Source organism: Streptomyces sp. 13-12-16 (genome assembly GCF_002114215.1).
In the GTDB taxonomy this organism is placed as follows: Bacteria; Actinomycetota; Actinomycetes; order Streptomycetales; family Streptomycetaceae; genus Streptomyces.
Map to the genome: position 1 here is coordinate 547 of NZ_NCTE01001197.1, position 8570 is coordinate 9116.

Annotated in this window: 8 protein-coding genes and 2 pseudogenes; 4 read left to right on the top strand and 6 right to left on the bottom strand. The window is 69.3% G+C overall.

Annotated features, from left to right (window positions below; all coding sequences use genetic code 11):
• Nucleotides 1–1202, bottom strand: a 1202-nt coding sequence (locus tag B7767_RS37425; RefSeq protein WP_085575882.1) for an MFS transporter, incomplete at its 3' end; no start/stop codon positions are given.
• Nucleotides 1199–2284, bottom strand: a complete 1086-nt coding sequence (locus B7767_RS37430) for a tartrate dehydrogenase (protein WP_085575883.1) — start codon at nt 2282–2284, stop codon at nt 1199–1201. The genes B7767_RS37430 and B7767_RS37425, both read right to left, overlap by 4 nt.
• A 136-nt stretch (nt 2285–2420) precedes the next feature.
• On the opposite strand from B7767_RS37430, the gene B7767_RS37435 reads away from it, so the two are divergent.
• The 3 genes and pseudogenes from B7767_RS37435 (at nt 2421) to B7767_RS37445 (ending at nt 4893) form a co-directional block, all read left to right on the top strand.
• Nucleotides 2421–3356 carry a LysR family transcriptional regulator gene (locus B7767_RS37435; RefSeq protein ID WP_085575884.1) on the top strand — a complete coding sequence of 312 codons (936 nt, stop codon included), beginning with the start codon at nt 2421–2423 and terminating at the stop codon, nt 3354–3356.
• A gap of 151 nt (nt 3357–3507) precedes the next feature.
• Nucleotides 3508–4388 (top strand): IS5 family transposase gene (locus B7767_RS37440; protein WP_107486547.1). Its coding sequence is split into 2 segments (ribosomal slippage): nt 3508–3868 and nt 3868–4388, totalling 882 coding nucleotides; the frame shifts between segments, so codons are not numbered across the junction.
• 140 nt (nt 4389–4528) lie between these two features.
• Nucleotides 4529–4893: pseudogene (locus B7767_RS37445) on the top strand (transposase).
• A 693-nt stretch (nt 4894–5586) separates the two neighbouring features.
• On the opposite strand, the gene B7767_RS37450 reads toward B7767_RS37445, so the two are convergent.
• A complete protein-coding gene (locus B7767_RS37450; protein ID WP_085575885.1) occupies nt 5587–5859 on the bottom strand; it encodes a hypothetical protein in 273 nt (90 codons plus the stop codon).
• 54 nt (nt 5860–5913) lie between these two features.
• On the opposite strand from B7767_RS37450, the gene B7767_RS37455 reads away from it, so the two are divergent.
• Entirely contained in the window at nt 5914–6363 is a 450-nt protein-coding gene (locus tag B7767_RS37455; RefSeq protein ID WP_085575886.1) for a nuclear transport factor 2 family protein, read from the top strand.
• Here the strand turns inward: B7767_RS37455 and B7767_RS37460 are convergent.
• The 3 genes and pseudogenes from B7767_RS37460 to B7767_RS47505 form a co-directional block, all read right to left on the bottom strand.
• A protein-coding gene (locus B7767_RS37460) for an IS5 family transposase (protein WP_373408271.1) occupies nt 6323–7260 on the bottom strand; the annotation gives its coding sequence in 2 pieces (ribosomal slippage) (nt 6323–6903 and nt 6903–7260; 939 coding nt in all). The two genes, B7767_RS37455 and B7767_RS37460, sit on opposite strands and share 41 nt — an antisense overlap.
• 44 nt (nt 7261–7304) lie before the next feature.
• Complete coding sequence (locus tag B7767_RS49460) at nt 7305–7664, bottom strand: hypothetical protein (protein WP_179167461.1); 360 nt, start codon at nt 7662–7664, stop codon at nt 7305–7307.
• Between the two features lie 719 nt (nt 7665–8383).
• Nucleotides 8384–8570: pseudogene (locus B7767_RS47505) on the bottom strand (peptide ABC transporter ATP-binding protein); the annotation flags it as partial.

Sequence of the window (8570 nt, forward strand, 5' to 3'; positions counted from 1 at the left end):
GAGGCCACCAGGGCGATGTCCAGGAGCATCAGCGGCCAGCCGTTCACGTCGACCATCGCGCCGACCAGGGCGGGGCCCAGGAAGCCGCCGCTCGCCCAGCTGACGGTGTACATCCCGGCGTAGGTGCCGAAGACCCGGGCGGACGGGGCCAGGTTCCACAGCACCACCACGGCGTTGACCAGGAAGCTGCTCGCGCCCACCGCGCCGACGCACAGGGCCACCACGGTCCCGGTCGGGTTCTGGGCGAGCGTGCCCAGCACCATGGCCGCCACGAACACGCACATGCCCGCCGTCATCACGCGCAGCCGTCCGTAGCGTTCGGCGAACAGCGCCGACGGGTAGGCGGCCAGCAGGAAGGCGACCCCGCTCGGCAAGGTCAGGCCGCCGGCCTCGCCGCGGGTGAGGTCCAGGGCCTCCATGCCGTACGGCGTGACCAGGGAGCGGGACGCCGCCCAGGCGCTGCTGAAGAGCAGGATGGCGGCGAGCAGCAGCACCCGGCTGCGGTCGGGGGACCGGAGGATGTCGAGGAAGGTGTCGCGCACGCGGGGCTCCGCGTGGTCGGCCGCGGCGGCCTCCGCGGCCTCGGCCACGGCCGCCTGGTAGGCCGGGGACCGGTTGTCGCGCACCGTCGTGGCGAGGATCGCGACCGAGAGGAGCATGAGGGCCGCGGGGACTGTGAAGGCGATGTACAGGTGGTCGTCGACGAGGAGCAGGCTGAGCAGCGCCGTGACGATGACCGTGAGGCTGGAGGCGATCTTCACCGCCGCGTTGGCCCGGCTGCGCCGCTCGGGTGCGACGAAGTCCGGGACGAGCGCCTCGGCGATCGGCTTGAAGGTGTTGGCGACCAGCGCGTACGAGAACATGACGGCGATCAGCAGCGGCAGGGACCCCGAGGCGTGCGGGATGACGACGAACAGTGCGGCGGCCACCGGCATCCCTGCCACCAGGTAGGGCATGCGCCGGCCCCAGGAGGTCCTGGTGCGGTCGGAGCGGTTGCCGATCCACGGCTGGATGAAGATGCCGAGCAGGTTGTCCATGCCCATGAGCAGTCCCACGACGGCGGCGCTGGTGAGGTGTTCGCGCAGCAGCGGCGGCAGCTGGGACTCGTAGAAGTTCCACGTCGACTCCTGCGCGAAGACCGCGAGCGCGACGAGGAACGTGATGCGCCGGGTGTGCGCGACCTTCGCGGCCGGCGCCGTCATGGCCGTCCCTCGGCGATCCGGGTGGCGACCGCCTCTCCCAGCCCGGCGGTGGTGCCGGTGCCGCCGAGGTCGGGGGTGAGGACGTCGGGCCGTTCGTCGAGCACGCTCTCCACCGAGGCCACAACGTGGGCGGCCGCCTCGTGCTCGCCGAGGTGGTCCAGCATCATCGCGCCGCTCCAGATCTGGCCGACCGGGTTGGCGATGCCGAGCCCGGCGATGTCCGGGGCCGAGCCGTGCACCGGTTCGAACAGGCTGGGGTAGGTGCGCTCGGGATTGATGTTGGCGCTGGGGGCGATGCCGATGGTGCCGGTGCAGGCGGGGCCCAGGTCGGACAGGATGTCGCCGAAGAGGTTGCTGGCGACCACGACCTCGTAGCGGTCGGGCTGGAGGACGAACCGCGCGGTGAGGATGTCGATGTGGTCCTTGTCGGCGGTCACCTCGGGGTACCGCTTCGCCATCAGCTCGGCCCGCTCGTCCCAGTAGGGCATGGTGACGGAGATGCCGTTGCTCTTGGTGGCCCAGGTGAGGCGCTTGCGGGGGCGCTGCGCGGCGAGTTCGAAGGCGTAGCGCAGCACGCGGTCGACGCCGGTGCGGGTCATGACGGTCTCCTGGACCACCGTCTCCCGGGCGGTGCCCTCGAAGATGCGGCCGCCGATGCTGCTGTACTCGCCCTCGGTGTTCTCCCGGACGACGTAGAAGTCGATGTCCCCCGGCCGGTGGTCGCGCAGCGGGCTGCGCACGCCGCGCAGCAGCCGGACCGGACGCAGGTTGACGTACTGGTCGAAGCCACGCCGCAGCTGCAGCAGGCTCCCCCACAGGGACACGTGGTCCGGGACGGTCTCGGGCCAGCCGACGGCGCCGAAGTAGAGCGCGTCGAAGCCGCCCAGCACGTCCTTCCAGTCGGCGGGGAGCATGGTGCCGTGCCGCAGCCAGTAGTCGGCGCTGGCGAAGTCGAACTCGGTGACGTCCAGGGCGAATCCGTGGACGTCGGCGGCTGCGCGCAGGCAGCGCAGCCCTTCGGGGACCACCTCGCGGCCGATCCCGTCCCCGGGGATCGCTGCGATGCGATGGGTGTGCGGCAAGGCTCGGCTCCTCGGAATGCGGCTCTTCCACGGCCCGGGGCCGCGGACCTACCGGAGAGTGCGGTGGGTGTCCGCCCACCCTGGCCAGCCGCGACGGCCTCCACAAGCAGGTGGCGGGCAAGGTAGCCTTTCGCCCATGGAAAGCCACCAACCAGCGGGCGGCCGTGCGGCGGTGAGCCGCTCCTCCCTGGACGACCTCCAGTTCTTCCGGGTGGTCGCGTCGAGCGAGACCCTGACGGCCGCGTCCCGGGAACTGGGGTGCTCCCTGCCCGTGGTCAGCAAGCGGCTCAGCGCCCTGGAGCGCCGCCTCGGGGTGCGGCTGGTCCAGCGCGGGGCGCGCCGGCTGGTGCTGACCTCGGAGGGCACCCTGTACGCGGCGCGCGTAGAGACGATCCTCGGCCAGCTGCGGGAGCTGGAGGACACCCTCACCGACCGGTCGGCGGGGCTGCACGGCACCCTGGTGATCGAGTGCACCCTCGGGCTCGGGCGCGCCCATGTCGCCCCGTTGCTTGGCGAGTTCGCGGAGGCCCACCCGGCGCTCCACGTACGCCTGCAGACCTCGGCGCTCCCGCTGCGGCGGCGCGAGTTCGACGTCGCCATCCACGTCGGCACGCCGCCCGACTCCTCGCTGCGCATGCGCCGGCTCGCGCGGAACCGGCGCCTGCCGTGCGCCTCGCCGTCCTACCTCGCCCGGCACGGCACCCCGGCCCGGGTCGAGGACCTGGCCAGCCACGATTGCATCGTGCTGCGCGAGAACGAGAGTGACTACGCGCTCTGGCGGTTCGGCGACGCGGGCCACCCCCGGCACATCCGGGTCGACGGCAGTCTGTCGAGCAACGACGGCGACGTGGTGACCGGCTGGGCCCTGGAGGGACGCGGGGTGATCATGCGGTCCGAGTGGCACGTCAGGCCGCACTTGGAACGCGGTGAGCTGGTCCGGGTCCTGCCGCACGTCCCGACGCCGCCCGCCGACATCTACGCGCTGACCGAGGACGACGAGCACGTCCCGCGGCGGGTCAGCGAGCTCATCGACTTCCTCGCCGCCCGGCTCCCGCGACGGCTCGGCGCCTGACGCCGCGCGGGCCGCACGCGGGGCTCCCCCGCCCACCAGGGGCACGCGGGGTCGTTGTGCCCCTCTGGCGCGTCCCGCGCGGCGCGGGGCACGGCTAGGTTCTGTCCGGCGGATCATGTGACCTTCTGACCGGTCGCTCGTTGGTTCGGTCATGGGTCGGGGGGATCTGACGAATCGCGAGTGGTCGTTACTTGAGCCGCATCTGCCACCTTCGGGTGGCCGGGGCGGCCGGTGGAACGACCACCGCACCGTGGTCAACGGGATCCTGTTCCGGATCCGGACCGGTGTTCCCTGGCGTGACCTGCCGGAACGCTACGGCTCGTGGAAGACCGTCTACGAGCGGCATCGCCGCTGGTCGGCGGACGGAACCTGGGACCGCATCCTGCAGTCGGTCCAGGCCGACGCCGACCTGGTAGGGCGGATCGACTGGTCGATGGTGGGCGTCGACTCGACGTCCTGCCGGGCCCATCAGCACGCGGCCGGCGCCCGCAAGGTCCGGCCGCGGGTCCCGAAAAAAGGACGACGCCCCGGCACCACCGCCCCGACGAGGGACTCGGACGGTCCCGGGGCGGCCTGACCTGCAAGATCCACCTGGCTGGCGAGGGTGGCTGCCGCCCACTGGCCCTCCTGCTCACGCCGGGCCAGTGGGGCGATGCCCCGCAGATGATCGAGGTCCTGGACCGGATACGGGTCCCTCGCCCGTTGGGCGGACGGCCCCGGACCCGGCCCGGCCACGTCAGCGGCGACAAGGCATACAGCTCACGCCGCAACCGCCGCTACCTGCGAAGACGCCGCGTCCGGCACACGATCCCGGAACCGAAGGACCAGCGTGCCAACCGCCGACGCAGAGGCAGAGAAGGCGGTAGACCCACCGGCTTCCAGCGCGACCACTACCGGCGCCGCAACGAGGTCGAGCGGACCATCAACCGGCTCAAGAACTCCCGCGCGGTCGCGACTCGTTACGACAAGCGGGCCTACGTCTTCCACGGCACCGTCACCACCGCAGCAATCCGGCTCTGGCTCCGCCAGTGATCCGCCGGACAGAACCTAGTAGGACTCCGTTAGGTCTTTCTGTTGGTGGTGTTCAGCGGCATGGTGGGTGTGTGGACGCACATGAAGTGAACCGTGCTCGGGCGAAGTTGGCGTTATTCGTGGCTGATGTGTTCGCGTCGGTGCCGCGCAAGGACCAGCGGGCCAAGGGTGACTGCTATCTGCGGGGGCTGATGGTGGACGGGCGGCGCAAGTCCGTCCAGGCCATGGCCGCTCGTCTGCCGGACGGCAACGAGCAGAACCTGCAGCAGTCGTGAACCAGTCGACCTGGGATCCGGTGCCGGTCCGGCGGCGGATCGCGCAGCGGATGGTGCCGCTGATCGGCCCGGATGCCTGGGCGGTCGACGACGTGTCGTTTCCCAAGGACGGCCGGATGTCGGTCGCTGTCGCGCACCAGTACTGCGGGGCCTTGGGCAAGCAGGCGAACTGTCAGGTGGCGGTCAGAGTGCACGCGGTCACCGATGCCGCCTCCGTCCCGCTTCAGTGAGATCGTTTCATCTTGAACTCGCAGGTCGCGGTACTGGTGTGAGTCCGTGATGCGGTCCTCGTGCTGGCAGGCGGAGTGATCGTCGTCGGGTGATCGTCTGTCACCGCTGGACTTCGCGGTTCGCCAGAACGAGCAGGGCTTGTAGCAGCGTGGTGGCGTAATGGGCGTTCATGCGGTTGCCGGCTGCGCATGTGTGTGACGTGCCCCGTCGGACAAGATGGCGCCCGCCCCCGAAGTCGTAGCGGGTCTTCCGCAGATCCCGATGTGCTCAAAACCCGGTGAACCAATTCACGACCGACTTCGTCTAGACGGTTGAGATTCGTAGACGCTGTTATCCGGGTGCGCTCTCACCGTCAAGCTGCAGTCCTTCCATAGAGGTAGATATGCCCCTTTCCGTAATCCTGCTCTTCCTTGTCGCAGCCGTCACGCTTTCTGTATACAGGTTTGTGCGGCGCCGACTGACCACCGGCGCGGCGTTGGGAGTGGCGGTTGGCGCTCTGGGGCTCCAGCTCTTCGGTCTTTGGGGCATGGCCGAGCTCACATTCGCCAACATGGGCTGAGCTCGGCTCTGTCGGGGATCTTGGAGTTTTCCGGTGCGTCGCGGTGGCCGGTGGGCATGCTCGGGGTGTTCCTGGAGTCCGTGCAGTTGTCGAGGTGTCCGTAGTCGCTCCGTCCTCGTTCCGGTGAGGAAGTTCAGCCTCTGACCGCGCAGGGGATGGTGCAGACGAGGCTGCCGGTGTCGCTGGCGGTGGTGTTCAGGTGCGGGTTGGCCCGGATGACCAGGGTGCGCCCGGTGTCGTACAGCTCGTATTCGAGCTCGACGGTGATGACTCCGCCGATGGCGCCGTAGTAGCCGTAGGCGGGGCGGCCGGTGAAGACGAAGCCAGTGGGTGCGCTGAAGCGCTGGGTGATGACGCCGGGGTTGACCGGCCAGGGCGTGTTGCGGAAGTGCCGACCGCGCAGCACAACGATGTCTGATTGCCGCTAGCAAGGTCCTGCTGTGGTGCTCATGCTTGCGGCATGACGATGTCATCCACTGCGGAGTCAGCAGCAGTTCTCACCGGCATGTATGCGGCTGAGGCGGAGTACCTGGCGGCGGGAGGCCCTGGCGAGGCTTCGTTCGGTCTGCTCGCCCCCTTCTTTGCGCCGGATGTCGAGCTGCATCAAGCAGATTCTCTGCCCTATGGAGGCACTTGGCGCGGGCACAAGGGCATGATGCAGTTCTTCCTCATGATGGGCGAGGTGTGGGAGTCATTCGACATGGGTGAGCAGGAGTTCCTTGCCACTGGTGAGACTGCTGTCGTGCTCACACAGGTCCGTGCTCGCGCTCGCGCGACTGGCCGTGAACTCAGCTTCCCGATTCTGCAAGCGATCACGGTCAAGGACGGGCGGATCACCGAGGTCCGTCCGTTCTACTGGGACACCCGGGCTATCGCCGACGCCTGCGCCATGCCGACATCGACAGACTGATGTCGACGGCGAAAGCCACTGGTGACAGCCACTCGTTGAGGGCTGTCACCAGCACGGTCGCCTCGTAACGGACGGCAAGCTTGTCGTATCTCGTGGCCACGGCCCGGTGACGCTTGAGGCGGTTGATTCCGCACTCGACCGCGTGGCGCTCGCGGTAGTCGGTCTTGTCGAACTTCGGCGGCCGACCGCCTCGGGAGCCGAGCTTCTGGCGGTTGCGAACTCGGTCCGCCGGGACCGGGATGGTCGCCTTGATACCGCGTCTTCTCAGGTAGGACCGGTTATTGCGGGAGTCGTACGCTTTGTCGGCCCGCACCCGGTCCGGGCGCCTGCGGGGCCGGCCCCGACCGAGCCGGGGCACCCGGATCGCTTCCAGGACCGGTTCGAACTGTGGCGAGTCACCCCGCTGACCGGCTGTGATCGCAATGGACAGCGGCTTCTGCCCCTGCTCAACGGCAAGATGAATTTTGGTGGTCAGCCCGCCTCGCGAGCGGCCAAGGCCATGGTCGGCCGGCTCGACGGCGATGCCGCCGGGTGGCTCCTTCTGCAGGGCTCCCTTTTCGCCGCCCCGGCGGCATGCTGGTGGGCCCGACAGACGGTGGAGTCGACGCTCACCTCCCAGGTGATCAGGCCCTTCGCGTCGGCCTCGGCCTGCAGCCGGGTGACGATCCTGGCCCAGGTGCCATCGCGCTGCCAGCGCCGGAATAGGTCGTAGACCCGGTCCCACGGCCCGTAGCGTTCCGGCACATCACGCCAGGGAGCACCGGTCCGGGTCCGCCACCGTATGCCGTCTATCGACTGTCGCCGCGTCCACACCGGCGGACGGCCTGGCTTGATGCCCTTCGGCAGCAACGGTTCCAGCCGGACCCACTGGCCATGTGTCAGATCCCCACGTCCCACAAAGCGTGATCATCTACAGCCAAGATCCACTTTCGCAACAGAACCTAGCCGGTGGGGGAGAGGTAGCGCAGGTTGAAGCTGGCGGACTTCCCCGGTGCGGTCTCGGGGATGGTCTCCTGGAAGATCAACAGCGCGGTCTCGTCGCCGGAGGGCCGGGGGGCTACGACGGTGATGGGCAGCGTGTAGAAGTTGTCCTTGAGGTCGAGGTCGCCGTCGTACTGGATCTCCAGGGTCGCCTCGTAGAAACCGCCCGGGGTGGTCTCAGGGGCGCGTACCCGGAAGAAGCCGTCCAGCGAGGCTTCCAGCGGCCGGCACTCGATACCGAAGGGCTGGGGGAGGTGTACTTCCGCGACGGCGGCCGCCGCGCCCACGGCCTGGAGGTGGAGTTCACCGACGTCGAACACCTGGAGTTCGAGCTGTAGTCGGTCGGGGTGAGGACCGCTGTCCCGAGCTCATGTGATCCGGCTACCCGACCATACTCAGGGCGAGCCGGGGGAGGCCTGGCCCTCGCTGTGACTGCCGGACGTGATTTGCCGCCGTTGCGGTCATCTGGATGTGGTGGGGCCAGAGCCGAGGGTACGGCGCCTGGCTACCGGGCGGGGCTTCGGTTCGGAGGCCGGGACGGAGGCGAGGCGTTCGGCGGCGAGCTGGGCGCGCGGCACCGGGTCGGTGTCTTGCGTGCGGGGCGTGGTGGCGCGGTTGGTTCCGGTGCCCAGCGGGCGGCGGTCGGTCATCGCCTGATCATCCCAGTCTCGGGAGCTTCTTCTTCACCGCACCGGCCGTGTGCTCCGGCCCGGCCCAAGGCGCGCACGTGTGTCGCGCGCGTGCGAGGCGGTGAACTTCTCCCGGTTGTCCGTCCTCGTGCTCCGCGGTGCTGTCCAGGCGACCGACTTCCTTAGCGCCTGGGTCTGAACCCTGAATCGGTTGGTCAAAGGCCATCGGACCGAGATGGGAGCTGCGTGTTGCCGTGCGGGGATCGGTCACGGTGACCGATTTCCGCACGGCAACCGCTGTGGCCGGCACGGAGTGAGCGGAAGACGCTTCGCACGATGTGGCGCTGACCGTCGTCAGCGCCACGGGGGGAGCCGCTCTGGCAGTGGCCGCGGTGGTCACGGGCGGCTGGTCACCAGCTGATGACGACGGCTCCGTTGTTACCGTCGGCTCCGGCGGTGCCGTCTGCGCCGTTGTTGCCGTCCGCGCCTTCTGTGCTTGAGACGTCGGCTCCCCGGCCGCCGTCGCCACCGTCACCGCCGTTGCCCCCGTCACCTCCGCAGCCGTAGGTGTTACCGGGGGCCTGGCCGCCCGCTCCG